Origin of the sequence: Neolewinella lacunae, assembly GCF_014349155.1 — a bacterium.
Taxonomy (GTDB): Bacteria; Bacteroidota; Bacteroidia; order Chitinophagales; family Saprospiraceae; genus Neolewinella; species Neolewinella lacunae.
This window is the reverse complement of sequence record NZ_JACSIT010000096.1, coordinates 1-25,865: the sequence shown is the minus strand read 5'-3', so window position 1 is coordinate 25,865 and position 25,865 is coordinate 1. Positions and strand designations below refer to the sequence as shown.

Genomic DNA, 25,865 nt, shown 5'->3' with positions numbered 1-25,865 from the left:
TGTGTTATTTTGAAGAGATAAGGTCTGCCATGCGTTGGTAGTAGCCCTCGGCAATGTCGAAAACCCGGTCGGAGTAAAGTTCTTCTTTCCGCCGGCTGACTTCTGGCAGCAACCATTCAAACCAGGGGAATTCGTTGTGGTAGAACTTATTTCTTAATTGGGTCGCCTTTTCCTTGAAAAAAACATTGAAAGGTGTATCTGAAGAATGTTGGATGGCTACGTCTGCGTAGGCGTGATGGTCGTAATAGTGTTGCTTGGTGCTTTCCGGGGCTTCGGGGAACTGGGCTTTGAACTTATTATACACCAATTCCTCGAACCGGTAAATAGTCTCAAAAAAGCCTTCCCGTCGCCGGTCGTATCGTTCAAGTTCCAGTTTTATCGTTTCGTGTGGGATTTCGTCTTGGCTGGCGGCTTTATAGAAATAGCTCAAGTTCTCCAGCCGCCGGTCTTTGGCCACCCGCCGCAGATCACCGTACCTGATCAAAGGTAACTCATCATTTATCCGAAAGGAAGTGTCGGGAATGAGCAAACTAACTTGCACCGGTTTTGTCAGTATTTCTTTTATATTTCGTAAACCCAGTTGATCAAAACCGACTTCAAGATGTTCGGATTTTTGCTTTTGTCGATTTTGAGCCATGAGCCAGAGGGCGCGGTCGTCAGATTGAATTGACTTGATGTATTGACGTCTTTCCAACACCCGTTTTCTTTCCTTGGTGACGTCGTTGTACTGGTTTTTAATCTCCTGCTGCTTGTTTTTTCCCAGCTTTCCACTGTTTGCTTTTTGATTCAAAACGGTGCGGCGTTTTTCTAACAACTTGCCGATGTAAAGGGATTCTTCTACGTATTCCTCTGGGGCTTTTCGATCAGTGAAAATAGACTGGTGGAGTCTATCAAGTTCATAGAAAGGCTGAGAATCGCTCGCCAACATCTTTTCCAGGCACTGGTTGATATTGTCTCCCGACTGAACGCCGAAGTGATTACCCTCAATTAGGGTGGAAACTACAGCCCGGTCAAATAGTCCTCTGGGCAAATAGATAGGAAGAGCGGTATAGTCTAGGTCAGTGGCTGGTTTTACATTGATGGAAGTAGGAAGAAAATGGCCAAACTCCCTTTTAGCCGCTTTGTCGTCAAGGTTCCTTAATTTACGCAGCGCATTGTCCAGCCATTTCAATTTGGCCTTTAAATAGTCCTCGTAAAACGAAAGAATACCTGGTTGGTCCTCGAAGTTCACGGACTTCAAAAAGGGATGCGACTCTTGCTGGTTTGGAGAGAGAATGGAAGTTTCTTCGCGTAGGAAATTTAGTATTTTCAGCTTGTTGGTAGAGAAATATGCTAGTGACTCCTGGAGTATCCGGAATTGAGCGTTATTCAATTTCTGCGGGTGTTCGACGCCATCGACCGTATGAATTTTAGGAGGAGTCATGAAAACAATGTCCTCGGCCAGCCAGGTCGCCTGCTCACCAACCCTTGGTGACCTTCCTTTGTCGACGGCCTTAAGAAGATCCTTAACGATTGTGTGCTGCTGCTTCAATTTGGCCATTGCGCGGGTGCGGTAGGGTGGGGTCTTGTAGGCTAAGAGGTAATCCTTTAGTTTGGTGGGTATGTTATGGATGGAAAGCCCGTATTTTTCTGACAAAATGCGGTCAAGTTTTCGTTTTCTTTCCTTAATTACTTCTTGCTTGTCGTTGAACAACGCCCGTTTAGCTTTGGTAGCTTCACGATCTCCCTTGACAAACGGTAATTTTTCATTCTTAACTTGATCAGGCTTAGCCACCAGGGCATGAAAACTGCCGGTCTTTACATCGCTGAAAAAGCGTTTTAGTCGCTCAATGTAATCCTTGATGAATGTTTCGGTATCAGTTGGGATGTAGGGGCTGGAGACGGGGTCTCCAGTGCTATATTTACTAAGGTAGTCGTATAGAAACAGCCCTCGTAAGTCATACGTGCTGATGATGGCATGTGCCATCTTGATTTTTGGCGCAGGAAGTTTTGGAAGCAATTCTTTTACAGTACGTATATCCTTTATGAACTGAAATGCAATGACGTTGTCACCAAAATTGTACTTTATGGAAAATTGTTCAATTCCTTCGTTAATATACGTTTCTTGGTTTTCCTGTTTAGATAACCAATCTTCCCGCAACAAGCCAACGAAACGGTTGTCTATTTTGACTCGGTTGTCCACAACTACGGCAGACTCGTAGACTGGTAAAAAGTCGTTCAGGCGCGCAAAAGTGTGCAAGGGTTTGGTGAGAATTCGCTCTCTTTTCTCGCCATAGATAATTTTATCGTACGCAGGTTTGGTGCGCCACTTACCCAGAGAGATATTGAAACGTAAGGTTGGAAAGGCTTCGGTATCATCGAAGTATCGAAGGGCAAAATACGGGAAACGATCGCCATGCCGCTTTAAGACTACTTCTGTTTCCCAAACACCATCTTCTTCGTCATATTCTTCCAAATTGTCAGGCAAAAGCTCCTGAGCAATGTGGAAAGCTTGCTGGTCTTTCTCGGATAGCATGTTATACAATGCGGCCGGGCTACGGCCCAACTCGTTTATCATATCCAGCATGATGTCCGCACTCTCCAGTTTCGGTTGTGGTAAACGAGTACAGAACATAGTGTAGCATTCCCTGGTCGCTTTGGCCGTCTTAGGGTCTTCATTGATGTAGGTTGTTTGGAAAGAAGCCAGCCTGCTAAGAAAAGGGAAGGCATATTTTCTTTCAAGGAAAAGGCAGGTGATGAAAGCTACCGTGTTCTCGTGATTAGGGGTTTCCGAAAGGTCATGGGGGAAGAACTCACTTTTGTTCTTCCCCTTGTTCTCAAGGTGTTTAATATGCTCCTTTTCGAATACGTCGAAGCGTTTGGTATACTTGCTGCGGTCAATCAACCTGAACATCGCCGCCTTATAAATGTCTTCGATTGGGCTAAAATTGAAGCGAGAATAATCGACTGAAGAGATATAATGCGAAAAGTGATTGCGCAAACTGTTTAGCAGGGTCAATATTGACTTGAAGGTTTCCTGAATGGCTTCCAGATCTGACTCAAAAGCGATGTTTTTGTTTTCTCCTCCGTCCGCTTCCAACGCTAAGAATAGCGGATAATTCAGCAGAGGGAAATAATTCTTTAAATCACTGATAACCGACTTAGTAATATCTGGCTTGTTGAACTTTTTGCCTAAGCAGTTAAAGAGTTGGGCAGTGCTAAGAGTTTCTTCTTTTAATTTGTCCTTGTCCGAAGTATTATATTTAGCCGACAGGTGCTTTATTACCATGAACGCATTATGACGAGCAATACTTAAGAAAGCGCCAAAGTAATGTGGATGTTCATGCAGGTTCTTTCTGTTTACTGGGGTGGCTGGCCGAGCAGGAATCATGAAGGGTGTTGTTTAAAGCGGTAAGAGGATAAAGTTCTTGGGTGATAGGGTGGTTCCGACACGATCCAACAGTTTTAAGATTCGTAACTTTGGCTACCCTAACGTAACTTTGTTGGGGAGTGTAAGGACCAGCCGGTACCGGACGCCCCCAAAAGTACAAAAGTCTTCTCAAATCCAAATTTTAAAAGTAGTCAAATGTAACTTAGTTTTGATGGTTGGTTTGGCCATTGCCAGAATAAGGGGGTAGGGTAGTCATCGTAAAGTTCGTGGCTATAGAGCGCTTTGCTTAAGCTGGCCGTCTGGCTATAGCAACTTGTTTCGGACCGTTTCTCAATGCAAGAGTTACGAGCGCAGTTGTGATACAGGGCAACATTCTAGAGCGATTCATAAACAGGTGGTATCCAGTAAAGGTGGGTTAGCCGAAAGTTAGAATCACTGGACCATGAAGGCGTCAATGCACAATCTAAGGATAGTTCCAAGGGACTTGGAGCTACAGAGATCAACCTGGTCCATTTTGAGCCTGTTGCTTTTGAGGTTAGTCTAAAGTAGAAGTAAGTTGTCTACTATGATCAGTAGTTGTACATTAGCGCCGGGACGAGGCATTAGCTTGTTGCCCCTGTATGGTGTTTCGCCATGTAAATTCTGATGTAGCCATGGAGTTAGTGCATGAAGGCCTTTCCGCAAGACCCCCGCTAATTTTCGATTCGGGCGCCTCCGAGTTTTCTCTTTTCCCCCGGGCGGCTGAATTCAGTTCTCCGGGTGGGCTATTTTGAACATGTGATATGCCTCGTCCTGCTTTACTAAGTTCATCTTTTGGTCTTCTCTCGGTACAGGATCTTTGCCAGTACTTAAATAGCATCCCTGTTTCTGAGCCCTTGCTAAAACAAGCTTATACTCCGCTGTCGCTACAGGCACTATCGGAGGTAGCAAGTTCTTGTTACAAGGAATTACATCTACCTAAGAAAAATGGAAGCCTGCGAATCATTCATGGGCCTAATCCTCATCTAAAAGCGGTACAGAAGGGGCTATGTACTTTGCTGAATGAGTATCAAAAAGAACTTAAATCGCCTAGTGCCTATGGATTTGTTCCTGGAAGGAATATCGTAGACAATGCCGCTCGACATACCGGCAAAAATGTGGTGATTAATCTTGATCTTTTAAACTTTTTTCCAACCATAAACTCAAGCATGGTTGCCGAAGCGCTAGCCAAGCCTCCTGCGTCCATACCATTAGTGTCTCAGCTTAATCAAGTGATGACTAATTTGATGTGTCGGGAAGACCGGCTTCCTCAAGGAGCACCTTCTTCTCCTGCTATGGCAAATTTGGTTTGTCACTCCTTGGATCTGAATCTGAGAGCGCTTGCCCAAAAGCATCGTTTTACATATACCCGGTATGCTGATGATTTGACATTTAGTAGCAACTACCCTAAAGTTGCTGAGGAAGTTTTCATCAATATCATCTATCAGCGCTGCGAAAAACTGGGGTTTAAGGTAAATAAAGAAAAAACCAGGATTCAGCGGAGTTCTGGCCGTCAAAGTGTAACCGGCCTCGTGGTAAATAGTAAAGTAAGTGTCAAGAAAAAGTATTGCCGTATTACCCGGGCGATGTTGCACAATTGGAAGAAGCTTGGATATGAGGAGGCAGAAGCCTTATTCAAGGCAAATTACCCTAAAGGGCCTCTGTATAATCTTTCGAATGTCTTACTTGGACGTATAGAGTTTATTGGAATGGTAGATAACCATAAACTGCCGCTGCGTCAGCGGAAAAATCAACTGCTTTCTGACACTAGATACATGAAGTTACTTGCCGAATACTGGGAGTTGATGAATGGCCAGAACTATTCATTTATCCAAAATCAAAAAATATTTCAACGGCTGGTACGCTTTAACCGCCTGGCTGAGAATGTGGCAATGATCAAGAACAATCAATTTTCTAGTCGTGATCGATTTATCCGTTACTGCACCTACACTTTCGTTCAACTTGAGGAGCTGTATAAGGTATATTTTTTAATAAAATTTCAAGAGGACTATTCTAAGATAGGGAGGCATTTTTTTGACAATAATGATGCTTTCAAAAGAATGCTATTAGGAAAGAAAAAAGAAGACCATTCGCCTGAAGATGTTGAGCGTGCCAGAAAAGAAGCTGAAAACAAAACGTCTTTTGCTGACTACAAAACTTATATGTTAGAGAGTCAGTTTCTTAATGACTGCTACTATGCTAAAGGGCGGAACCCTCCCAAGTTGCCTAGGTTGCTACGGCAATTAAGGAATTTTTATGTTCATGGCTCGGAATTTACTAAACGTGATGAGGCGAGTTTAAAACAAACTTTGGAGGGTATTCCCGCAAAGAACGCTGCTTATAAAAAGAAGCATCAGAAGGATAGAGTTATGCCGAAAGACGAGGTAAAAGCTCAAGAGGAATACCTTGTATTTAAATGGATTGACGGCGGAGACTATGATTCGGTGCGGGCATTTTTGGGGGATATTGTGGCGTTGGTTCGCTATGAATTTGAGGATCGAAATTAGCTGTAATCGGCTTCATTTAGGAATACGCAGACCTCCTCGCCCGTAAAAATAATACACTTTTAGAAAGATTCATCGTAAGTTACGGCGTCTGATGAACCAATTGATTTAACGCCTACCGCTCCCATGGACTTCCGAATAGCCGACACCTTCACCGACGCCCTCGCTAAACTCTCCAACAAGGAGCAGAAGTCTATCAAGATAACCCTGATGGACCTTCAGCTCGATCCTACGGGTAACGGCTTGCGGCTCCACAAACTTAACGCACGCGACAAACACTTCTGGTCTGTCAGTGCGAATATGGATCTTCGTATCATCATCCACCGCGACGGTAACAGTACGCTGGTTTGTTACGTAGATCACCATGATGATGCCTACGCTTGGGCCAATAACCGCAAGCTTGAGGTGCATCCTAGCACCGGGGCTGCTCAATTGGTAGAGATATCCGAAGTCAGCCGTGAGGTGATTGTCCCTATTTATATCAACAAACGGGTAGAACGGGAAATAACCGAAGGGCACCGACAACCGCGTAAACCATTAGCCATCTACGCTGATGAATTTCTGCTGCGCTATGGGGTTCCCGAAACCTGGCTACAACAATTGAAGGAGGCTACTGAAGACCAGTTGCTGAACCTCATCGAGCACCTTCCCGGCGAAGCCGTCGAAGCCCTTCTTGATCTGGCCATTGGCACCATCCCTCCCGAACCGGTACAGAAAGAAAATGCGCCAGCCGACCCCTTCGAACATCCCGATGCACTGCGACGCTTCCGCCTCATCGAATCCAGGGAGGAGCTGGAAGCGGCCCTCGATGCTCCGTGGGACAAATGGACGATTTTTCTTCATCCTTCCCAGCGGGAATTGGTGGCCAAGGATTACTCTGGTCCGGCCCGGGTATCTGGATCGGCCGGTACGGGAAAAACAGTGGTGGCCCTGCACCGTGCGGTCCACCTGGTCCGCGCCAATCCGGAAGCCATCGTCTTATTAACCACCTTTTCTGATGCGCTGGCCAATGCCCTTCGTAAGAGCCTCAATCGGCTTTTGCAGCACGAGCCCGTGCTCGGCGAGCGCATTACCATCCAGGCGTTGGACGCCGTAGCCAATCGAATTTTTCGGGCGCGGACGCAGGATGCAAAGATGGTTGATGAGCAAAGCCAGAATGAGCTGCTCCTCGCTGCTGCCGAGCAGACGGACCACGATTTCACCATCGCTTTTCTCAAAAATGAATGGCATAATGTGGTTAATCCCTGGCAGCTCAAGACGCTAAAGGATTACTTGGACGTAAAAAGAATCGGGCGGAGAACCGCCTTACCCCAGTCCCGCCGCGAAAAAGCCTGGCCCATATTTGCAACTGTCTTCGCCGAATTGGAAAAGCAAGGATGGTATACCCAAGCGAGTATTTTCCAGGCGCTATCAGATCGCTATGCTCACCCCAAAGAGTTGTCCCCTTACGATTACGTAGTTGTCGATGAGGCGCAAGACATCAGTGTTCCGCAGCTCCGCTTCCTTGCCAGCCTGGTCGGTTCCAAACCCAACGGTTTGTTTTTCTCCGGCGATCTGGGACAGCGCATCTTCCAAGCGCCTTTTTCTTGGTCTGCCCTCGGCGTCAGTGTCCGTGGTCGTGCTGCCACCTTACGCATCAACTACCGCACCAGCCACCAGATTCGCTCCCAGGCCGACTTGCTTCTGTCCCCCGAAGTCGCTGACCTGGATGGCAATACCGAAACCCGTAATAATACCCAGTCTGTCTTTAACGGTCCGGTACCCACCATCAAAGTATTTGGAACACCAGAAGAAGAGTGGAACGCAGTGGCCGACTGGATTTCTACACGGATCGCCGCTGGTGTTTCACCGGAAGAAATTGCCGTATTTGTGCGCTCCGCCGCTGAACTCAACCGTGCCCACCTCGCCGTTGAAGCCGCCGACCAAACGGCCTGTGAACTGGATGAAAAACTCAACACCAAAATCAACTGCGTAACCATCAGCACCATGCACCTCGCCAAAGGGCTCGAATTCAAAGCCGTGGCGGTAATGGCCTGCGATGAAGACGTCATCCCGAGCCCCGAACGCATCGAAAACGTCCTCGACATGGCCCAGATTGAGGAAGTGTACGAAACAGAGCGCCACCTCCTGTACGTAGCCTGCACCCGCGCCCGCGATTTCCTCTGGATCAGTTGTGCCGGCGGTGCCAGCGAATTTCTGGGGGATTTGAATGGGTAGAGTGGGGGAGTGTGGGGGGGGGTATTTTATATTGCCTGGCTCAAGCTCGCTTCAATAACCTAAGTATCCCTTGATCGTAGAGTAAAGGAATGCATCAATCCAACTAAAAATTAATTCCCGCATGCTCATAGTCATTGCTATTGCCATATTAATAATTACTTTTATTCAGATTGCTTCAAATCTTTTAAAGGGAGGCAGGAGTTATAAAGATCTATCTATCAGCAATATAGGTACTTATTTTGGGCAAGCATTAGTCCCAGGAATTATTGCAGGAATGGTTACGGTGTGGGCAGTAAGTAGCATATACCCAGTTGAAAAAATTGGGCACCCTTTTGCTCCAAGTTACGCCGTAGATTTAGTCTATAAAATTCGCATAAAAATGCCGAATAATCAAGAATTAATCGGTGATGCCTATTTGTACTACGATCGAGATCCCGGAGAAGGTGAATGTGTTATTTTAGTAGAAAAAATAACGATAAATCGAGGCACATACGAGGTTGACTTTGATAACAACTGCTGTTCCCCCTGTTTTGAAAAGTTTGGGGAATGGGTCGAATTTGCTCTGGTTGGCCATGGAAATGTGGAGGCCATGTTGTTAAATGAGAAAGTTGGTGAATGGTGAAATGTCGCTTTATGGTAGGTTGGATCAACTTATACGTGCAGACGCCATTAAATCGTCAATGCACACCTCTAGGACTTCATACTGAGTTTGTGTGCCTGTAAAATTGAGGAGTAAGAGCTCTCCGTTCTTAAGAAAATAGTAAGCTCGATAGTAACCATTGAAATCATCATCTACTTTGAAAGAAATATCGATAATGCCTGCGCCATCTTTACTGTAAACAGATTTATTTAGCATGCGAAATCCGTTAATTTCCGAATATTCAGAAATAATGAACGATGCCATTTGCTCATTAGATATTTGCAATCCCGCTAAAGACCTCGAACTGATAATGATATTGCACTTAAAGCCGTTTGCCGGAATATTTGGGAAAACCGTATGATATGAGTCCGTTTCTTCAAAACGCCATCCAGTTGGCATGTAGAAATCGACAAGTTGCGTTGTAAGACGCTGTACTGGCCCACACGGACCGGGGGGAGAGTAGGAATGCGAAAATCCAAAGAAGGTTGAAAGAGTTATAGCAAGAAAGAGTCGAAATAGCATAACTTAATTCGAATTTTATTGTAATAATTTAAAATTCATGGAAAATGAATCAGATTTTGCCCGTTAATGGACAAATGGAGGATCGATGCAATAGCCTGAATATTATTTTTTATTGGCTTTCACGCAATTAATTACTTCAGCCATATAGTTAGTTCTGTAAATGCTCAAGAAGTTGCTAAAATATTCACTTTTCAACGAGGCTAGCCCCCTCACTAATAAAACATCCCAGCCACCGCCCCAGTCATCAAACAAGCCACCGTACCCCCCAGCAAAGCAATCATCCCCAAATCCGTCAGGTTTTTGCGCTGGCCCGGCGCAATGGCCCCAATGCCGCCCACCTGGATGCCAATGCTGGCAAAGTTGGCAAAGCCGCACAGGGCATATGCCGCAATGAGCGTGCTCTTCGGGCTCAAGGTCACCGTGGGGTCGTTCTGGATGACGCGGAAAACGTCGTAGGCCACAAATTCGTTGATCACGGTTTTGAGGCCGAGCAGCTGCCCGATCAGCGTAATGTCTTGCATGGGCACGCCGATGATCCAGGCCACGGGCGCGAAGCAGAGCGCCAGCAGGTAAGAAAAGCTGAAGCCTTCAAAGCGGTTGCCCGTCGCGGCGCGGATGGTGTTGTTCCAGCTGGCGGCGGGGTCGGCATCCGCCAGGCCGGCCCAGATGGCCAGGTCGTTGAGGATGTCCGTCCCGCCCACGAAGAAGACGTTGAGCATGTAGATCAGGGCGGTAAAGACGAGCAGCATAGCGCCGACGTTCACGGCCAGCTTCAGTCCGTCGGTGGTGCCGCGGCTGATCGCATCGAGGAGGTTGTTGCTGTCGTCAGCGGCCATCTCCAGGCGCTTGTCTTTGGTGGGCGCGGGGGCCGTTGCGTCTTCCGGCGTGCCGTCTTTGGTGACGACGGCCGCCAGCGCCTCAGGTGTTTCGGGCAGGAGCATCTTGGCACACACGATGGCGGCGGGCGCTGAGATGATGCTGGCCGTAAGCAGGTGCTTGGCAAAAAATTGCTGGCTTTCCGGGTCGTTGCCCCCCAGAAAGCCGATGTAGGACACAAAAACACTGCCCGCAATCGTCGCCATACCGCCCACCATGACGCAGAGGAGCTCCGAGCGCGTCATTTGCTCCAGGTAGGGCTTGATCACCAGCGGCGCTTCGGTTTGGCCAATGAATACGTTGGCCGCAGCGGCCAGGCTTTCCGGTCCGCTCAGGCCCATGGCTTTGCTCAGCATCCAGGCCATGCCGTACACGACTTTCTGCAAAATCCCCAGATAATAAAGGATGGCCGAAAGGGCCGAGAAGAAGATGATCGTAGGCAACACCTGAAAGGCGAAGATGTAGCCGAAGCTGTCCATATCATTGACGATGCTGCCGAAGAGGAACTGCGAGCCGGCACTGGTAAATTCCAGCGTCTTGCGGAAACCCGTGGCCACGTAGTCGAAAAGCATCGATACCCACTTCACTTTCAGGATCAGCAGGGCCAGCACAAACTGCATCGCCATCCCGATGCCGACGAGGCGCCAGTTGATGGCCTTGCGGTTGCTGCTGAAGAAGTAGCAGACCCCGATCATGGCAGAAAGGCCAAGCAAACAGCGGAAAAGATCGTAAGCAAAAGTCATGGTCAATCTTGGGTGGGCGGCAAGTTAGTACTTTTTGGGTGTGCAGGTCAGGAAGGGAATCCACGGCAGCCTTACCTTGGCAAAAAAAACTGCGAATGAACCGATTTTGCGCCGCCCACCACCTTTGCCGGGTCCTTCCCTTGCTCTTTGTTCTGGTCCTGGCACCTGCGTCCGCGCCCGCTCAAACGGCCGACTTGCCCGCGTTCCCGACCGACTTCGTGGGCAACTGGCGCGGCGAACTCCGCATTTTCAACGCCAGCGGCCAGGTCCAGGCCGTGCCGATGGAACTGCTCATCCAGCCGGTCAACGACAGCACCTACACCTACACCATTATTTACGGCACCGACCGCGAAGCGGGCAAGCGCGACTACTACCTCGTGCGCGGTGCAGACGGGCCACACCACTGGATTTGCGACGAAAAGAACAGCCTTTTGCTCGATGGCTACTACCTGGGCGGCAGCTACCGCAGCGTCTTTACCGTGCAGGGATCGTACCTGCTGGCCAACCTCGAACACCGCGGCGATGCCCTGGAATACTCGATCCAGAGCGGCAGCACCACGCCTGTACGCAGCACCGGCGGCGCGCCGGTGGACGGCGAAGACATCCCCGTGGTGGAGGCCTTTCGCGTCGGGGGCTACCAGGCTGCCACGCTGCGGCGCTACTAACTTACTCTTCTTCGGCCGCCGCCTCGTTGGGTTCGGCCGCTTCGATGCCGAGGAAGGGTTTGAGCTTTTTCCAGAGTTTGGCCGACGGCTCGGAAAGTTCCAGCGTGGTTTCGTCGGGCCGGAACTGGCTCAGGATGTCGAAAAGTACGTTGATGCGGCCCTCGGTGTCGAAAAAACGGTTGATGATGGCCACGCGGCGGCTTTCGACCAGGCAGTAGCCCGACTGAAAATTGCCCTTTTCGTAGCGCACGGTGTAGCCCAGTTCTTTGGCCAGCACCTCCAGCTTTTTCAGGTTTGGTTTGGTCATCGGTAACATGCCGCGAAGGTAGCTTGCCGGTGGGAATAATCGGGCCTTTCGGGCGCGGACGCAGGTGCTCCCCCCCGGCCCCCCGAAGGGGGGAGTCAGGACAAGGAGCGGGGTAAGCCCCTCCCTGCCCACCCGTCCCTGGAGGGGACGCTTGAGTAGCGTAGGGTGTAGCCCTACGTATTCGTTTTCAACCCTACGTTTTGGATAATTCTTTCACAAGATACCGCCCAACCAGCCTACCTTCGCGCCGCTATGCGCCTACGCCAACTAGAAATCAAGGGATTCAAGTCTTTTGCGAACACGACGGTCGTCAACTTCGACGAAGACGTCATTGGCATCGTCGGGCCCAACGGCTCCGGCAAATCCAACATCGTCGACGCCATCCGCTGGGTGCTCGGCGAGCAGAAAGGCAGTGAGTTGCGCCTGGATAAGATGAGTTCCATCATCTTCAACGGCACCAAGAAGAAGAAGGCTGGCAACATGGCCTCGGTCAGCCTCACCTTCGACAACGACAAGGGCCTGCTGCCCACCGAATACAACACGGTGACGATCACCCGCCTGCTCTACCGCTCGGGCGACTCCGAATACCGCCTCAACGGCGTGCAGTGCCGCCTTAAAGACATCACCAGCCTGTTGCTCGATACCGGCATCGGCTCCAATTCCTACGCCATCATCGCCCTGGGGATGGTTGATGACATCCTGGCCGACAAGGACAACAGCCGGCGGCGGATGTTCGAGCAGGCCGCGGGCGTGAGCAAGTACAAGGCCCGCAAGCGCGAGTCTTTGCAAAAGCTGAAGGCCACCGAAGACGACCTCGACCGCATCGAAGACCTCCTCCACGAGATCAACAACAACCTGGCCAGCCTCGAAAAACAGGCCCAACGCGCCCGCCGCTACCTGGAGCTCAAAGCCCAGTACCGCGAACAGAGCCTGCAACTCACCCAGGTGAAGGTCGCCGACCTGCGCAACGACTACGGCAAACTGAAGGGCGAAATCACCGCCGCCGAAGACCAGTACCGCAGCGTTGACGTCAACATCCGCCAACTCGAAGCCACCCTGGAAGCGGAAAAGGCCCAGCACATCGATAAGGAAAAAGCCCTCGGCGAGCGCCAGAAACTGCTCAACGAGCTGGTCAACGAACTCCGGGGCCTGGAGAACGAAAAGCAGATGCTGGCCCAGCGCAAGACCTTCGTCCGCCGCCAAACGGAAAAGCTCCAGCAAGACATCACCACCGCCGGCGGGCAGCTCGCCGAATACCTCGGGCAGATCGAGCGGATGGAAGCCCAGATCGCCAACGAACGCACCGTAGAAACCGAGCGCCAGGAAGCCGTTAACGCCGCCGAACAGGCCCTGGCCGAAATCCGCAGCGGCCACGAAACCATCAAAGGTCGCCTCGAAGAAGGGCTCAAAGCCCAGCAGCAGGAAGAGCGCAACATCTTCGAACTCGAAAAGCGCAAGGCCATCAACGGCAACCAGGTCGAAAACTTCAGGTTCCAGATCGAGCGCAACGTCGGCGAGATGGAAGACCGCCGCGGCGAAAAAGAAAGCCTGGAGGCGAGCCTGAAGGAGCTCGAAGCCGAAGAGGCCGTCGCCCTGACCGCCCTCGAAAAATTGGAACTGGCCGAAACCGAGCGTCGCGAAGCCCTCGATGCCGCCACCGAAAAGGTGGAGCAACTCCAGAACGACCAGAGCAAGATCAACCGGGGCCTTGACGCGCGCCGCAACGAATTCAAGCTCACCAAGAGCATGATCGATAGCCTGGAAGGTTTCCCCGAATCCATCCGCTTCCTCAGCCAGAGCAAGCAGTGGAAAGAAGATCCGCAACTGCTGTCCGACCTGGTGCTCGTCGACCAAGACTACCGCGTAGCCATCGAAAACTACCTGGAAGGTTTCCTGAACTACTACGTGGTCGATAACGCCGAAGAAGCCCGGCAGGCCATCTCCCTGCTCAGCAAAAGCCAGAAGGGCAAAGCCAATTTCTTCCTGCTCGACGCCATCGGACCCTACCAGGGCGGAGCGGCCCTGCTGCCCGGCGGTACGCGGCTGGCAACGGACGTAGTGCAGGTCGACAAAACCTACCAACCATTACTCGATCACCTGCTGCACAACGTGCTGGTGACCGACTCCGACGAACTCCCCGGTCAACCCCCGGAGGGCATCACCATCCTTTCCCGCAGCGGGCGCTACATCCGCCGGCCCTACTCCGTCAGCGGTGGTTCGGTGGGCCTCTTCGAAGGCAAAAAGATCGGCCGGAAGAAGAACCTGGAAGTCCTGGAAAAGGCCATCGCCGAAGCGGAGAAGCAGGTGCGGGCCGTAGAGAAGGAACTGTACCAGGAGCGCAACCGCCTCAACGAACTGCGGCAGCGGCGGGTCGATAAAGACATCCAGGAAAAGCAGCGGGAATTAAGCCGGCTCCAGCAAAAGCGGGCCGGCCTCAAAGCCCGGGTGGAAAGCTTTGCCAACTACTTCGGCGATACCGAGGCCAAAAACGTTCAACTCGCCCAGCAAGTTGACGCCATCAACCAGGCCAATGCCGTGATTGACCGCGACCTCGCCAAGGCGCAGGCCACCGTAGAAGCCCTGCGCGAACAGCTGGCGGGTACCGACGGCAACTACCGCCAGCTCAGCGAGCAACTCAGCGCCGCCTCCGCCGCCTACAACGAGCAGAACATCCAGTTCATCCGCCAGCAGAACAAGATCCAGACGCTGGAGCAGGAAGTGCTCTTCCGCCGCAACCGCCTCCAGGAACTCGGCGAACAAGACGCCAGCAACAAGGAACAACTGGAACGCCTGGCCGTCGAGTCCAGGCAGTTCGAAGACCAGGAAATCACCCTGGCCAGGAACCTGGAGCAGATGTACGCCAACCGCAGCGAGTACCAAACGACCCTCAACGCCGTAGAACAGGCTTACTTCGCCGCCCGCACGGGCATCAACAACCTGGAAGACGAACTCCGGCGCGAAAACCGGCGGCGACAAGACGGGCAAATCCTGGTCAACCAGCTCAAAGAGAAATTTACGGACATCAAGTTCCGCATCGACGGCATCTCCGAGCGCCTCAAGATCGAGTTCAACGTCGGCCTCGAAGAACTCAGCCAGCTGGAAATCCCCGAGTGGGTAGGATCCGTGGGCGACCTCGAAGTCAAGGTAGAACGACTGCGCGGCCGCATCGGCAACTACGGCGAGATCAACCCCCTGGCCGTCGAAGCCTACGATGAGATGAAAGAGCGCCACGATACCATCGCCAAGCAGCGCGACGACATCGTAGCGGCCAAAAACACCCTCGTCAAAACCATCAAGGAAATCGAGGAAACGGCCACGGTGCAGTTTTTGCAGGCTTTCGAACGGGTGCGGACCTACTTCATCGACGTCTTCCGCAGCCTCTTTACCGAAGACGACAACTGCGACCTCATCCTCCTGGACCCCGAAGATCCGCTGGAGTCCAAAATCGAGATCGTCGCCAAGCCCAAGGGCAAGCGCCCCACGACCATCAGCCAGCTTTCGGGCGGAGAAAAGACGCTGACGGCCACCGCACTGCTCTTCGCCCTCTACCTGCTCAAGCCCGCCCCCTTCTGCATTTTCGACGAGGTCGATGCGCCCCTCGACGACGCCAACATCGCCAAGTTCAACCGCATCATCAAGAAGTTTTCCAAGGAAAGCCAGTTCATCATCGTCACCCACAACAAGCTCACCATGGAAGCCGTCGATACGATCTACGGCGTCTACACCAACGAGCAGCAGGGCAGCGGCGTCATTCCCGTACAGTTCACGGAACTGGAGGGAAGTACAATGTTTTCGGCGGTCTAAACTGCCTTTTTGCTTCGCAGTATTTCATGCTGGGCGCGGCCGCAGGTGCAAGGTAGGGGATAAAAGAGCAGTGGACGTGGCCAGCCCCCCTGATTTCCATTTCGGTGGTCGCAACGCAATGCCTGCTCAGCTTGTTGCTAAGCTAGCTTGAAGTCCGGATTCCAGACTATCTTGTAGCTTGTAATTATAACCAAAACCATGAGTAGCATCGCTGGCAAGTTTGTAAATCCCTTGACGGACTTCGGCAGCTCCCGAAAATGGTTGGACGCAGCTGAGGTCGCCAAGCTAAGCAGCGAGGAGCGCCAAACCTACGAAACTAGCCTGAAGCACTACCGCGACCTCAAAAACGTAATCGATACCGCCCGCGAGGAAGGCAAAAAACTCGGTAGAGAAATTGGCCTGAAACTCGGTAGAGAACTTGGTCTGCAACTCGGCAGAGAACTCGCCCTGCAAGAGAGCATAGAGCAGCACACTCGAGAGATCGCCCGGACGATGAAGCTCAACGGTATTTCTGCCGAGGTAATTGCCGATAGTACGGGCCTGCGCCTGGCGGAAATTGCTGAACTTTAGGCTGTACAACCCCTACCGATGGAATAACCCGGCCGACTAGACCCGGAGGGTAGCCCAGTGTAGCGACGGGATTTATCCCTTAGTCTTCGTTGCGTCGCGGCAACTTACCGACTGACGGAACATCCTAAACCTAAACCCGCACCTCCGGCACTTCCCCCCGCACGATGAGCCTGCCTTCCGTCGCCGCCTGGATTTGTTCCACGCTTACGCCGGGTGCCCGTTCCAGGAGCAAAAAGCCCTCCGGGGTCACTTCCAGCACGGCCAAATCAGTCACGATTTTCTTAACACAACCCACGCCCGTCAGGGGTAGGGTACAGCGCTTGAGCAGCTTGGATTCGCCGTCGCGGCTGGTGTGCATCATCGCTACGATGATGTTATCGGCCGAAGCCACCAGGTCCATTGCGCCGCCCATGCCCTTGACCATTTTGCCGGGGATTTTCCAGTTGGCAATGTCTCCATTCTCGGCAACTTCCATGGCACCCAGCACCGTCAGCTGCACGTGTTGGCCGCGGATCATGGCGAAGCTGGTGGAAGAGTCGAAGATGGCCGCGCCGGGCAGTGCGGTGATCGTTTGCTTGCCGGCGTTGATCAGGTCGGCGTCCTCTTCTCCATCGAAGGGGAAGGGGCCCATGCCCAGAATGCCGTTCTCCGACTGGAAAGTGACGCTGATCCCCTCGGGAATGTAGTTGGCAATGAGGGTAGGGATGCCGATGCCGAGGTTTACGTACCAGCCGTCTTGCAGCTCCTGGGCGATTCGTTTGGCGATGCCGTTTCTATCTAACATACTGTTGCTGCTTTTCAGGCTTTGGGGCGGACGGTGCGTTGCTCGATCCGTTTTTCGTAGTGGCTGCCCTGGAAGATGCGCTGGACGAACACGCCGGGGGTGTGGATGTGGTTGGGGTCGAGTTCGCCGGGCTCGACAAGTTCTTCGACCTCCGCAATGGTGATTTTGCCAGCCATGGCCATGGCGGGGTTAAAATTCCGCGCGGTGCCTTTGTAGACGAGGTTGCCATGACGGTCGCCCTTCCAGGCTTTGACGATGGCAAAGTCGGCCGTCAGGGCCATTTCCAGGATGTGGGGTTTGCCGTTGAACACCCGGACTTCCTTGCCTTCCGCCACCTCCGTCCCGTAGCCAGCGGGGGTAAAAAAGGCAGGAATGCCCGCACCGCCGGCCCGGCATCGCTCGGCCAGAGAACCCTGGGGGATGAGGTCAACCTCCAGTTCTCCACTCAGCATCTGCCGCTCAAACTCCTTGTTTTCACCGACGTAGCTGGCGACCATCTTTTTAACCTGGCGGCGCTGCAAAAGCAGGCCAATGCCAAAATCATCCACGCCCGCATTGTTGGAGATGCAGGTCAGGCCATTCACCCCGCTCTCTACCAGGGCTTCAATGCTTCGTTCGGGGATGCCACAGAGGCCAAAGCCTCCCAACATCAGGGTCATGCCAGACTCGATGCCCTGGATGGCGGCAGCGGCGTCTTTGACTACTTTATTCATGTTTATCCTTCCGGCTCAGCTTAGGGGACCGGGTGGGTAAAGGTCGGAAAAGATCCGGGTTTAGCCCAATGGACGGGCGAGAAATCGGCACAATTTGGCTCCAGCGGGCCGTCCATTGCTCCCTGGTTACTGCCCCTGCACCTGCGGCCGCGCCCCCGTTAGTACATAGCTCACCAGTGGGTGCGGCCTGCTGCCACCTTACTCGATCGGGCCATCGCCTACCTTGACCGAAAAGGGTTTGCAGTAGTAAAGGACGTGGCTGTAGTCGTTGAGCCCAACGCCCGGGATGATGTATTCGTGGGCTCCGGAAAACACCCGGACGCGGGCCAGTTCGAGGGCTCCGGCGTTGCTGTTGGGGTTGTTGGTGAGGTAGATGTACAAGCCGGGCAGGCGGGTATCAGCCGTATAATCGTCGCCATAAGCGAGCTTCAGTTCCCCCGTAGGCAGTTGGGTGAGTTCAAAGTCGCCCCGCAAAACGTAGGTGCTCGTAGTACGGGCCGTCCCCGTACGCTTGGTGGGTTCGTCTACGATCACGGTGGAGGGGCCTACTTCAACGTTGCTGCTCGTCGAAGCGGTCTCACCAAACTCGTCCTGGTAGGCTACCGTAATGGTCGTGGTTCCGGGAGCCAGGGCATTGGCCAGGCCGTCGGTGCCGAAGCTGAGGATGTCAGGATCGGCTGAGGTCCAGGTTGGCGTAACGGCCTCTGCCTGGCCGACGTTATTGAAAAACTCGGCAATGAACTGGTAACTCGTACCCTCCTCAATGCTGGCCACGGGGTTTTGCAGGCGGATTTGGGGGGCGACGTAATCATCGAGGATGTCTTCGCCCACGCAGGCGCTGAAGAGGAGGGGCAGCAAAAAGAGGTAAAGGAAACGCATGGGAAGAGTCGGTAGCTTTGGTCCACAAATTTAGGGAAAAGGCAGTACCTGCTGGGGGTGGATGTAACATATTGTCGTTTTGGAGATAGTACGGAAGCGCCTGGCCGTTGGCGACCGGAAAAGCGGGTGAATAATATCCACTTTCTTAGGCCTGCCTTAGGTTATTTTTGCGCAAATTATCCCCCCGTACTTTTAGAAACTGCAATTATGGCCATGCTTACTTCTCCGCTATCGGACCTGGTATCAAAAATGGAAGAATCCGCTACGCTGCGGATGGCCCAGCTGGGTCGGGAAGTCAAAGCCCAGGGACACGACGTGATCAGCCTCAGCCTCGGCGAACCCGATTTTGACACCCCGGAACACATCAAGGAAGCCGCCAAACGGGCGCTTGACGCGGGCCACACGAAGTACACGCCCGTCCCCGGTATCCCCGAGTTGCGCAAAGCCATTTCCGATAAGTTCAAGCGGGAAAACGGTCTGGACTACACCCCCGCCCAGATTGTGGTGAGCACTGGTGCGAAGCAGTCCATTTACAACGTCGCCCAGGCCCTGCTCAATCCTGGTGATGAGGTCATCATCCTGGCCCCGTTCTGGGTGAGCTATTCTGCGATCGTCGAACTCTGCGGTGCGAAGCCCGTCATCGTTGGCGCGGGCATTGAAGACGACTACAAAGTAAGCGCCGAGGCAGTGGAAGCGGCCATTACCGACCGCACCAAGTTTATCCTCTACAGCTCGCCTTGCAACCCCACCGGCTCGGTCTACACCGCCGAAGAACTCGGCGCCATGGCCAAAATGCTGGCCCGCCACCCCCACGTTTTTGTGGTGGCCGACGAAATTTACGAACTCATTAACTTCACGGGGGCTCACGCCTCCATTGGCACTTTTCCGGAAGTTAAAGACCGTACGATCACCGTCAACGGCTTCTCCAAGGGCTTTGCCATGACGGGCTGGCGCCTGGGGTACATCGGTGCACCCCAGGAAATTGCCGAAGCTTGCAGCAAGCTCCAGGGCCAAAGCACCTCGGGCACCAACAGCATCGCGCAGTACGCCGGCGTACACGCGCTGAACTCTGATTTGCAGCCCAGCCACGCCATGCGCGAAGCCTTTGCCAAGCGCCGCGAACTCATCATTGCAGGCCTGGAAGGAATCCCCGGACTGCGCGTCAACCGGCCGCAGGGAGCCTTTTACATTTTCCCCGACGTGAGTTCGTTTTTCGGTAAATCCCACGCGGGCATCACTGTCAATAACTCCGACGAGATGGCCGAATACCTGCTCATGCACGCCCACGTGGCTACCGTCGGCGGCAGTTCCTTCGGCGCCGATGCCTGCATCCGCCTGAGCTACGCCGCCTCTGAAGAACAACTGACGAAGGCCATCGAACGCATCAAAACTGCACTGGCCAACCTGCAGTAAGGGATGTGTGATGTACGATGTTCGATGTCAGATGTGTGATGGTCCGCCGGTTCCGGACGTCCCGCCCGGGTGTTTTTTAGCCCATGGAGTTGCATGGAGTTAGGCATGGAGTTACACGGAGTTCAGCGCACAAGGTATTGTCGCAGCTTTAGCCCGACCAACTGTGGACCTCCGGTACGGCTCGTTTTAGCCCATGGAGTTGCATGAAGTAAGTAGAGTTCCTTGGCGAACTACTGCTATACGAACTAAAACGACGCGGCCGCAGGTGCCAGGCAATGTCTAACGAGCAATGTTCCGTACCCCCGGGGTCATTTACCCGGGTTTGCTTGAACCAATTCGCGTGATTGCCGTATATTGGGGGTATCCGTCTTCCCCAAAAACTGTCCTTATGCGCCTGACTTTCCTTGCTCTATCCCTTTTCCTTGCATCCTGCGTCAGCGCCCAATCGAGCGTGCAGGAATTTCAGCTCGGCGGCACGGCCCGCATCCTCAACGACGAGTGCATCCGCCTGACCCCTGATGCGCAGTACGCCAGCGGCTCGGCCTGGTACGAAAAGGCCATCGACCTGACGCGACCCTTCGAACTGACCGTCTGCCTGGTCCTGGGCAACCGCGATGAACTGGGTGCTGATGGGATCGGCTTCGTTTTTCATCCCGTCATGCGCACCGGCTACCGGGGCGAAGGCATGGGTTTTGCTGGCCTGGTCCCGTCGCTGGGCATCGAGTTTGACACTTACCAGAACTTCCACCTCGGTGATCCCGCCGGAGACCACGTCGCCATCACCGTCAACGGCCAACCCCACCACTACGCCAGCCTGGTGGGCCCCAACGAAGTGCCCAACCTCGAAGACGGCAACAAACACCTGCTCTGGATCCAGTGGGATCCCTTCCGCAAGCAACTCACCGTTCAACTCGATGGCAAGGAACGCGCCCTGCTCCAACTCGACCTCGTCAAAGAAGTCTTCGCAGGCAAGGCCAAAGTGTTCTGGGGCGTCACCGCCGCCACCGGCCGCAAAACCAACGCCCAGGACATCTGCATCAAAAAGCTGGTCTTCGCCGAAGCCCAGCCCGACTAAAGCCACAATGCCAGGAAAATAAATACTTTCAGTAAAAACTGAAAGTTATTTGGAGCGTTCTAGCTCCATGAACTTTTGCCCATGACCCCTGCCAGCATTTCTACTGTCCTGCGTGACCGAAGCCTCGCCCCCGGCCTGCGTGCCATCGCCGAAAAGGTGTACGCCGGCCAGCGCATCACCCCCGAGGAAGGCCTGCACCTCTACGAGGAGGCCCCCCTTGGTTACCTGGGTGCCCTGGCCAACTTCATCCGCGAGGAAAAGCACGGAGACAAGACCTATTTCAACCGCAACTTCCACATTGAGCCCACCAACGTGTGCCTCTACACCTGCACCTTTTGCAGCTACAGCCGCCGCATCAAGAAGCGGGAAGATGGCTGGGAATACAGCCTGGAAGAGATCATGGACATCGTCAAAAAGTACGATGACCAGCCGGTTACCGAGGTCCACATCGTTGGCGGGGTACTGCCGCAGTACGACGTGCCTTTTTACGCCGAACTGTTCCGCAGAATTCGCGCCCACCGTCCTGATCTGCACGTCAAGGCCCTTACGCCGGTGGAGTACCACTACATCTTCAAGAAGGCCAAAATTTCCTACGAGGAAGGCATGGCCCTGATGAAAGAAGCGGGCCTCCAATCCATGCCCGGCGGCGGCGCGGAAATCTTTCATCCGGAGATCCGCGACCAAATCGCCGGCGGCAAATGCTCGGGCGACGAATGGCTGCGCATCCACGAAGTGTGGCACAACCTGGGCATGCGCTCCAACGCTACCATGCTCTATGGGCACATCGAAAAATTCTGGCACCGGGTTGATCACCTGGAACAACTGCGGGCCCTGCAAGACAAAACCGGGGGCTTCCAGACTTTCATCCCCCTGAAGTTCCGCAACCAGAACAACGAACTGAGCCACCTGAGTGAAAGCTCCGTCGTGGAAGACCTGCGCAACTACGCCATCGGCCGCATCTACCTGGATAATTTCGATCACGTCAAGGCTTACTGGCCCATGATTGGGAAGACCACGGCCCAGCTGAGTTTGTCCTTTGGCGTAGATGACATTGATGGCACCATCGACGATACCACCCGGATTTATTCCATGGCCGGTGCCGAGCAAAACCCGGCCCTCTCCACTGAGCAGCTTGTCAAAATGATCCGCGCCGTAGGTCGCCACCCCATCGAACGGGGGACGCTGTACGAAGTCATTACCGATTTCCGCGACGTAGAATTTTCCGACGAAAAGCAGTACCGCGGCTACACCGCTTTACCCGTCGTATAAGCCCCGCACGATTGTCCTTTTCTAATTCCCCAACCAAAGCATTTCCGCCAATGAAAACGGTATATCTGGTCCGTCATGGCCAGACGGACTTCAACCTCCAGGGCATCGTCCAGGGCAGTGGGGTAGACTCCAGCCTTAACGACCATGGCCGCGAACAAGCCCGTCACCTCTTTGAGCGTTACCGGGAGATGCCGTTTCAGGTGGTGCTGACCAGCGCACTGCGGCGGACCTGGGAGACGGTAGATTCCTTCATTGCCGCGGGATTGCCCTGGGAGCAGCACGCGAACATCAACGAAATGTCCTGGGGTAATCACGAAGGAAAAAAGGGCACCCCGGAAAGCATCGAGGAGTACCAGCGCATCAAAGACGCCTGGGCCCTGGGCGAAATCGATGGCCGGATTGGCGGCGGCGAATCCGCCCGGGAAATGGGGCAGCGCTTACAGACCTTCGTGGACCACCTGGCCCAGCGCTCCGAAGACCTGATCCTGGTGTGCAGCCACGGTCGGGCAATGTGCGGGCTCGTCACCCTGATGATGGGCCAACCCATCGACCGGATGAATCAGTGGATCCACAGCAATACGGGCTTGTGGCGCGGTCAGCTCCAGGATGATGGCACCTGGCACTTTGATTTACAAAACGACCGTTCGCACCTCCCGGCGGAATTAATGGCCAGCCGATGGTAAACTTCCCCCCCAGTAAATCTCCGGTTTCTACCCAGGCACCAAGCGCTGCCGATCTGGCTCCCCGCCACCGCCTGGTGGCCGTTTCTTACCTCAATACCAAGCCGTTGCTCTACGGCTTGCTGCGTTCGGAGGTACAGGCGGAGTTGTACATGGACCTGGCCATCCCGAGCGAGTGCGCCCGGCGGCTGGTGGCGGGCGAAGCCGACATTGCCCTCGTGCCAGTGGCCGTCATCCCCGAGCTGCCCAACGCCCGCGTGATCAGCGATTACTGCATTGGTTCGGATGGGGCAGTGGCAACGGTTTGCGTTTACGGCGACGTCCCCCTCCACGAAATGACGGCGATCTACCTCGATCACCACAGCCGCACCTCCGTGATGCTCACCCGCCTGCTGCTGGAAGAATACTGGCAGCACGACGTGACCTTCCTGGAAGCCGAAGACGGCTACATCGAACGCATCGGCGGCACCGTGGGCGGGCTGGTCATTGGCGACCGCACCATAGGCCTGGACCAACGGTTTCGCTACGTCTACGACCTCGGCGCAGCCTGGAAAGACCACACGGGTTTGCCCTTCGTCTTCGCCGCCTGGGTAACGGTTAAGCCGCTGGAGGAAGACTTCCTCCGCCGCTTCAACGCCGCCCTGGAAGAAGGCATGGCCCACTTGCCGGAATTGCAATTGCTGCTCTCTTCGCCGCACCCGGATTTCAGCCTGGTGGAGTACTTCACTCACCACATCGATTACAATCTCGATGCCCCGAAGCGGGTGGCGATGGAGCGGTTTTTGGCCTACGTGCGAGGGGGGAATTCAGTAGTTCGGTAGTTCATAGTTCAGTAGCGGGCGAGCACCCTTTACCCTAGCGGGAGTACCCCGGATTCCGGATGCTACGCATCCTCCATCCGGGGTTATTCAGGTTCGGGGCCGTCTAAAAAGTCAGCCCCAAAGCTGTGGGGTGCGCCACGGTGGCTGTGCTGGTTGCGTTCTGACACATTTAAGAAAAAATATGTGTTCCTTTTTTGGGCCTCCCCACATGCTGGGTGGGCCTTCAGGGAGTTAAAAATGCCGTCTAGACGGATTTTTGGGCCGTTTTAGGTCATTTGGGCCCTTTGTACGACCGGAGTAAGCAGACTACGCCCTTGCTCAATCGATAATTTATGTAATCGACGAAGATTTGTGGCTATCGAAAGGAGGCCCATCTCAATGTTAACCCCCGTAAGTCCCTTTAGTGTAAACCGACGTCTTCCCAGATTGGCCTTCAAGTTGCCAAAGAAGCCCTCGACTTCTGCGTTACGGCGCAGGCACTTTGCTCTACCCTCTTTCGTGCTCAGACGAGCTCGGGCTTGCTGGCGATAGCTTTGACCTTTGTGGCTAATGGTTACCACTCGGTTGCCGTCTTGTTTATGACACATCCCGCGCAAGGGGCAGCCTATGCAATTGACGGCTTTGTACTTACTTGTTTCACGGATATACCCACTTGCTGTTTTCTCCTCTCCCTCTCCACAATACGTCATATGCTGACCCATGGGGCATATCAGCACATTTTGCTCTTCGTTATAGTATAACTGGCTTGGCGCAAATGGCGCTTTAAGTACTCCTTGCTCTTCCTTGTAATAGCCCGGGTATTTGAGGTAGGCTTCTATCTCCTTGCCCTCACAATAGCGATAGGCCTCTTCGTTGCCATACCCCGCATCGGCTGTAATGGCCTTGGGCAAGTTCAATCCGATTTGGCTTAAGATCGATTCGGTGTCTTCAAGATGAGGAATGAGGCAGGCCGCATCAGAAGGCGTCTGGTGCATTGTCCAGTTTACAACAAAGTGGTTTTCCGTTCCCACTTGAGCATTGTAGCCGGGTTTTAGCTCCCCGTTGCCCAAGTGGTCGTCTTTGGGCCTCATGAACGTAGCACCATGATCCGTTTTAGAGTAAGACGACCGATCTCCCAGTAATTCTTGCTGGCGCTCATATTCCTGGAGTTTGGGCAAGGACTTGCTCTCCAGGTTTTTCAGTTTTGTCTTTGCCTTTTTGACCTCTTTGGCTTCCTCCTTGGTGCTGGGGGACTGACTTTCTAAGGCTTTGTTGAGTCGATCAATCGTTTCTTGGACTGCTGCACTGTCGCTGAGTTTGTCCCCTTGATCATCCCCATCGGCAGCTTGCTCATCCTCTTTATCCGCTTTTTCACATAAAGCGTCAATCTGAGAAACGATCATCCCTATCTGGTCTAGCACCGACTTCTTGTAACGCTCAACGTTTGACTTCCAAACGAAGGTGTACCGGCCAGCTACTGACTCCAGTATAGTGCCATCTAAAAAGTAATCATCCAGCTTGACATAGCCTTGTTCATGTAAAGTCAACAAAACGTGGGCAAACACTTCCTTTACCCGGCCACCCATGCGGTGCTTGCGAAAGTTATTGATCGTATTGTGATCGGGAGTGGACATCCCACTTAGCCACATGTAGCACACGTTCTCATAGCAAGCCTTCTCAATCGAACGAGATGAGTACACCCGATCAGAATAGGCATAAACCAACACCTTAAGCAGCATCCGAGGAGAGTACGCGCTACTGCCACCTCCTAAATAGGTGCTTAGGATCGAATCAATGTTCATCCCATCTATAATCTGGCTGATCAGCCGCGCCTTATGATGAGGCGGTACCATGTCGGCAAGATGTGGAGGGAATAGCAAGCCTTGGTTCTGGAGGTCAGGCTTGAAAACTGCTCTTTTTGTGCTCATCGGCTACGGGGATGGGAACAGCCTCAAAATACTACTTTTTCGTATTTTGTACCAGAATGCCCCCCTAGTAGACTTTTTAGACGGCCCC

General features: G+C 53.3%; 19 protein-coding genes. 11 read left to right on the top strand and 8 right to left on the bottom strand.

What is annotated here, in order from left to right; all coding sequences use genetic code 11:
- Positions 1–4 precede the first annotated feature (4 nt).
- Positions 5–3,370, bottom strand: coding sequence for a type VI-B CRISPR-associated RNA-guided ribonuclease Cas13b (gene cas13b / locus H9S92_RS09045; RefSeq protein ID WP_187466389.1), 3,366 nt, complete (start codon positions 3,368–3,370; stop codon positions 5–7).
- A 782-nt stretch (positions 3,371–4,152) separates the two neighbouring features.
- On the opposite strand from cas13b, the gene H9S92_RS09040 reads away from it, so the two are divergent.
- The 3 genes from H9S92_RS09040 (at position 4,153) to H9S92_RS09030 (ending at position 8,731) form a co-directional block, all read left to right on the top strand.
- Complete coding sequence (locus H9S92_RS09040; RefSeq protein WP_187466388.1) at positions 4,153–5,895, top strand: reverse transcriptase domain-containing protein; 1,743 nt, start codon at positions 4,153–4,155, stop codon at positions 5,893–5,895.
- A 123-nt stretch (positions 5,896–6,018) separates the two neighbouring features.
- Positions 6,019–8,109, top strand: a complete 2,091-nt coding sequence (locus tag H9S92_RS09035; RefSeq protein ID WP_187466387.1) for a UvrD-helicase domain-containing protein — start codon at positions 6,019–6,021, stop codon at positions 8,107–8,109.
- Positions 8,110–8,230: 121 nt separating this feature from the next.
- A complete protein-coding gene (locus H9S92_RS09030; protein WP_187466386.1) occupies positions 8,231–8,731 on the top strand; it encodes a hypothetical protein in 501 nt (166 codons plus the stop codon).
- A gap of 24 nt (positions 8,732–8,755) precedes the next feature.
- Here the strand turns inward: H9S92_RS09030 and H9S92_RS09025 are convergent, their stop codons facing one another.
- A complete protein-coding gene (locus tag H9S92_RS09025; protein ID WP_187466385.1) occupies positions 8,756–9,271 on the bottom strand; it encodes a hypothetical protein in 516 nt (171 codons plus the stop codon).
- A gap of 212 nt (positions 9,272–9,483) precedes the next feature.
- A complete protein-coding gene (locus H9S92_RS09020; RefSeq protein WP_187466384.1) occupies positions 9,484–10,890 on the bottom strand; it encodes a NupC/NupG family nucleoside CNT transporter in 1,407 nt (468 codons plus the stop codon).
- A gap of 95 nt (positions 10,891–10,985) precedes the next feature.
- On the opposite strand from H9S92_RS09020, the gene H9S92_RS09015 reads away from it, so the two are divergent.
- Positions 10,986–11,555, top strand: coding sequence for a hypothetical protein (locus tag H9S92_RS09015; protein WP_187466383.1), 570 nt, complete (start codon positions 10,986–10,988; stop codon positions 11,553–11,555).
- A gap of 1 nt (position 11,556) precedes the next feature.
- Here H9S92_RS09015 and H9S92_RS09010 read toward each other — a convergent pair whose 3' ends face one another.
- Positions 11,557–11,871, bottom strand: coding sequence for a hypothetical protein (locus tag H9S92_RS09010; protein WP_187466382.1), 315 nt, complete (start codon positions 11,869–11,871; stop codon positions 11,557–11,559).
- 243 nt (positions 11,872–12,114) lie between these two features.
- Here H9S92_RS09010 and smc point away from each other — a divergent pair, with 243 nt between their 5' ends.
- On the top strand, positions 12,115–15,666 hold the full coding sequence (smc, locus tag H9S92_RS09005; RefSeq protein WP_187466381.1) for a chromosome segregation protein SMC: 3,552 nt from the start codon (positions 12,115–12,117) through the stop codon (positions 15,664–15,666).
- A 198-nt stretch (positions 15,667–15,864) separates the two neighbouring features.
- Positions 15,865–16,236, top strand: a complete 372-nt coding sequence (locus H9S92_RS09000; protein ID WP_187466380.1) for an RpnC/YadD family protein — start codon at positions 15,865–15,867, stop codon at positions 16,234–16,236.
- Between the two features lie 130 nt (positions 16,237–16,366).
- Here the strand turns inward: H9S92_RS09000 and H9S92_RS08995 are convergent, their stop codons facing one another.
- The 3 genes from H9S92_RS08995 to H9S92_RS08985 form a co-directional block, all read right to left on the bottom strand.
- The gene (locus H9S92_RS08995; protein ID WP_187466379.1) at positions 16,367–17,020 is read right to left on the bottom strand and encodes a CoA transferase subunit B; all 654 of its coding nucleotides are present in this window, start codon (positions 17,018–17,020) and stop codon (positions 16,367–16,369) included.
- Between the two features lie 14 nt (positions 17,021–17,034).
- Positions 17,035–17,733 carry a CoA transferase subunit A gene (locus H9S92_RS08990; RefSeq protein ID WP_187466378.1) on the bottom strand — a complete coding sequence of 233 codons (699 nt, stop codon included), beginning with the start codon at positions 17,731–17,733 and terminating at the stop codon, positions 17,035–17,037.
- 198 nt (positions 17,734–17,931) lie between these two features.
- Complete coding sequence (locus H9S92_RS08985; RefSeq protein WP_187466377.1) at positions 17,932–18,612, bottom strand: Ig-like domain-containing protein; 681 nt, start codon at positions 18,610–18,612, stop codon at positions 17,932–17,934.
- Between the two features lie 207 nt (positions 18,613–18,819).
- On the opposite strand from H9S92_RS08985, the gene H9S92_RS08980 reads away from it, so the two are divergent.
- The 5 genes from H9S92_RS08980 (at position 18,820) to H9S92_RS08960 (ending at position 23,870) form a co-directional block, all read left to right on the top strand.
- Entirely contained in the window at positions 18,820–20,025 is a 1,206-nt protein-coding gene (locus H9S92_RS08980; protein ID WP_222936037.1) for a pyridoxal phosphate-dependent aminotransferase, read from the top strand.
- Between the two features lie 388 nt (positions 20,026–20,413).
- Positions 20,414–21,100 (top strand): L-type lectin-domain containing protein, encoded by a 687-nt coding sequence (locus H9S92_RS08975; RefSeq protein WP_187466376.1) that lies wholly within the window; start codon positions 20,414–20,416, stop codon positions 21,098–21,100.
- An 81-nt stretch (positions 21,101–21,181) separates the two neighbouring features.
- Positions 21,182–22,369 carry an aminofutalosine synthase MqnE gene (gene mqnE / locus H9S92_RS08970; protein ID WP_187466375.1) on the top strand — a complete coding sequence of 396 codons (1,188 nt, stop codon included), beginning with the start codon at positions 21,182–21,184 and terminating at the stop codon, positions 22,367–22,369.
- Between the two features lie 50 nt (positions 22,370–22,419).
- A complete protein-coding gene (locus H9S92_RS08965; RefSeq protein WP_187466374.1) occupies positions 22,420–23,052 on the top strand; it encodes a histidine phosphatase family protein in 633 nt (210 codons plus the stop codon).
- Positions 23,046–23,870 carry a menaquinone biosynthetic enzyme MqnA/MqnD family protein gene (locus H9S92_RS08960; protein ID WP_187466373.1) on the top strand — a complete coding sequence of 275 codons (825 nt, stop codon included), beginning with the start codon at positions 23,046–23,048 and terminating at the stop codon, positions 23,868–23,870. Before H9S92_RS08965 ends, H9S92_RS08960 begins: the two co-directional genes overlap by 7 nt.
- Before the next feature lie 266 nt (positions 23,871–24,136).
- Here the strand turns inward: H9S92_RS08960 and H9S92_RS08955 are convergent, their stop codons facing one another.
- Complete coding sequence (locus tag H9S92_RS08955; protein ID WP_187464761.1) at positions 24,137–25,777, bottom strand: IS1182 family transposase; 1,641 nt, start codon at positions 25,775–25,777, stop codon at positions 24,137–24,139.
- Positions 25,778–25,865 lie beyond the last annotated feature (88 nt).

Excerpts from the sequence above, each read along its gene's own strand:
- cas13b (WP_187466389.1), bottom strand. The coding sequence starts at position 3,370 with ATGATTCCTGCTCGGCCAGCCACCCCAGTAAACAGAAAGAACCTGCAT.
- H9S92_RS09040 (WP_187466388.1), top strand. The coding sequence starts at position 4,153 with ATGCCTCGTCCTGCTTTACTAAGTTCATCTTTTGGTCTTCTCTCGGTA.
- H9S92_RS09035 (WP_187466387.1), top strand. The coding sequence starts at position 6,019 with ATGGACTTCCGAATAGCCGACACCTTCACCGACGCCCTCGCTAAACTC.
- H9S92_RS09030 (WP_187466386.1), top strand. The coding sequence starts at position 8,231 with ATGCTCATAGTCATTGCTATTGCCATATTAATAATTACTTTTATTCAG.
- H9S92_RS09025 (WP_187466385.1), bottom strand. The coding sequence starts at position 9,271 with ATGCTATTTCGACTCTTTCTTGCTATAACTCTTTCAACCTTCTTTGGA.
- H9S92_RS09020 (WP_187466384.1), bottom strand. The coding sequence starts at position 10,890 with ATGACTTTTGCTTACGATCTTTTCCGCTGTTTGCTTGGCCTTTCTGCC.
- H9S92_RS09015 (WP_187466383.1), top strand. The coding sequence starts at position 10,986 with ATGAACCGATTTTGCGCCGCCCACCACCTTTGCCGGGTCCTTCCCTTG.
- H9S92_RS09010 (WP_187466382.1), bottom strand. The coding sequence starts at position 11,871 with ATGTTACCGATGACCAAACCAAACCTGAAAAAGCTGGAGGTGCTGGCC.
- smc (WP_187466381.1), top strand. The coding sequence starts at position 12,115 with ATGCGCCTACGCCAACTAGAAATCAAGGGATTCAAGTCTTTTGCGAAC.
- H9S92_RS09000 (WP_187466380.1), top strand. The coding sequence starts at position 15,865 with ATGAGTAGCATCGCTGGCAAGTTTGTAAATCCCTTGACGGACTTCGGC.
- H9S92_RS08995 (WP_187466379.1), bottom strand. The coding sequence starts at position 17,020 with ATGTTAGATAGAAACGGCATCGCCAAACGAATCGCCCAGGAGCTGCAA.
- H9S92_RS08990 (WP_187466378.1), bottom strand. The coding sequence starts at position 17,733 with ATGAATAAAGTAGTCAAAGACGCCGCTGCCGCCATCCAGGGCATCGAG.
- H9S92_RS08985 (WP_187466377.1), bottom strand. The coding sequence starts at position 18,612 with ATGCGTTTCCTTTACCTCTTTTTGCTGCCCCTCCTCTTCAGCGCCTGC.
- H9S92_RS08980 (WP_222936037.1), top strand. The coding sequence starts at position 18,820 with ATGGCCATGCTTACTTCTCCGCTATCGGACCTGGTATCAAAAATGGAA.
- H9S92_RS08975 (WP_187466376.1), top strand. The coding sequence starts at position 20,414 with ATGCGCCTGACTTTCCTTGCTCTATCCCTTTTCCTTGCATCCTGCGTC.
- mqnE (WP_187466375.1), top strand. The coding sequence starts at position 21,182 with ATGACCCCTGCCAGCATTTCTACTGTCCTGCGTGACCGAAGCCTCGCC.
- H9S92_RS08965 (WP_187466374.1), top strand. The coding sequence starts at position 22,420 with ATGAAAACGGTATATCTGGTCCGTCATGGCCAGACGGACTTCAACCTC.
- H9S92_RS08960 (WP_187466373.1), top strand. The coding sequence starts at position 23,046 with ATGGTAAACTTCCCCCCCAGTAAATCTCCGGTTTCTACCCAGGCACCA.
- H9S92_RS08955 (WP_187464761.1), bottom strand. The coding sequence starts at position 25,777 with ATGAGCACAAAAAGAGCAGTTTTCAAGCCTGACCTCCAGAACCAAGGC.